This is a genomic window from Nguyenibacter vanlangensis (genome assembly GCF_013376155.1).
Taxonomy (GTDB): Bacteria; Pseudomonadota; Alphaproteobacteria; order Acetobacterales; family Acetobacteraceae; genus Gluconacetobacter; species Gluconacetobacter vanlangensis.
Map to the genome: position 1 here is coordinate 1 of NZ_JABXXP010000762.1, position 1,283 is coordinate 1,283.

The following is a 1,283-nucleotide window of genomic DNA, read 5'->3' on the forward strand; positions in this document are numbered from 1 at the left end:
ATCGAAACGGTGCTGGCCGATGCCGGACGACGCGCCGCCATGGGGCGCCACGCCCGCGCCTTCGTCGCCGACCGTTTCGACCTGCACCGCCAGACGCGCCTGCTCGAAGACTGGTACGACCGGCTGATCGCCGAGCATGCGGCCGGCGCCACGGCCACGACCACGACCGGGCATGGCGCGGCCTGATGTCCGATCGTGGCTTTCGCTCGGTCGCAACCCTGCCTATGATGCGCCCCTTTTCCCCGCCCTCCGGGCGCCGATGCAGCGATGAACGACATGTCCCTGGCCTCCCGCTTGAAAAATCTCCGTGCCGGCGCGCGCTTCGCGGCCAAGGCCATCGGCACCCGCTATACGCCGCTGCTGGCCCAGGTGGTGGTGACGCGCCGCTGCAACCTCGCCTGCGGCTACTGCAACGAGTACGACGATTTCTCGGCCCCGGTTCCCTTCGCGGACCTCAAGGCCCGGGTCGATCACCTGGCCGGGCTCGGTACCGCCTCGATCACCTTCACCGGGGGCGAGCCGCTGCTGCATCCGGACCTGGACAGGATCGTGCGCATCGCCCGCGACCACGGCATGATCGTGACCATGATCACCAACGGCTTCCGCCTGTCGCGGGGCTGGATCGACCGGCTGAACGCGGCCGGCCTGCAGGGCATGCAGGTCAGCATCGACAACCTGACCCCCGACGAGGTCTCGATGAAGAGCCTCTCCTCGGTCGAGGGGCGGCTGGCGCTGCTGCAGCAGCATGCCCGCTTCAAGGTCAACGTGAATTCGGTCCTAGGCGTGACCGGCGAGCGCACCCAGGACGTGGTCACCATCGCCGAGACGGCCGCCCGCTACGGATTGCAGCATTCGGTCGGCGTGCTGCACGACGATCACGGGGCGCTGAAGGCGCTCAGCGACGCGCAGATGCAGGCCTACCGGCGCGTGACCGAAATCTCGCCCTCGCTGGTCCATACGCTGAATTACCGGCTGTTCCAGAAGAATTTGATGCATGGGCAGCCGAATGACTGGAAATGCCGCGCCGGCGCCCGCTACCTCTACGTGACCGAAGACGGGATGGTGCATTGGTGCTCGCAGCAGCGCGGCTATCCGGGCACCCCGCTGCTGGAATACGGCCCCGCCGACATCCGCCGCGAATACCATGCCAGCAAATCCTGCGCCCCCACCTGCACGCTCAGTTGCGTGCATCAGATGAGCATGTTCGACCGCTATCGCGGCCCCCAGCAGGCCGCCTGACCGCCTGGCCGTCGCCCCGCCTGGCCGCCCCGGGCGACGGGGCC

Annotated in this window: 1 protein-coding gene and 1 pseudogene; both read left to right on the top strand. The window is 68.3% G+C overall.

The features are described 5' to 3' along the window. Positions 1 to 186: pseudogene (locus HUK84_RS18805) on the top strand (glycosyltransferase); the annotation flags it as partial. Positions 187 to 267: 81 nt separating this feature from the next. Further along, positions 268 to 1,239 (top strand): radical SAM protein, encoded by a 972-nt coding sequence (locus HUK84_RS18810; RefSeq protein WP_176641584.1) that lies wholly within the window; start codon positions 268 to 270, stop codon positions 1,237 to 1,239. Positions 1,240 to 1,283 lie beyond the last annotated feature (44 nt).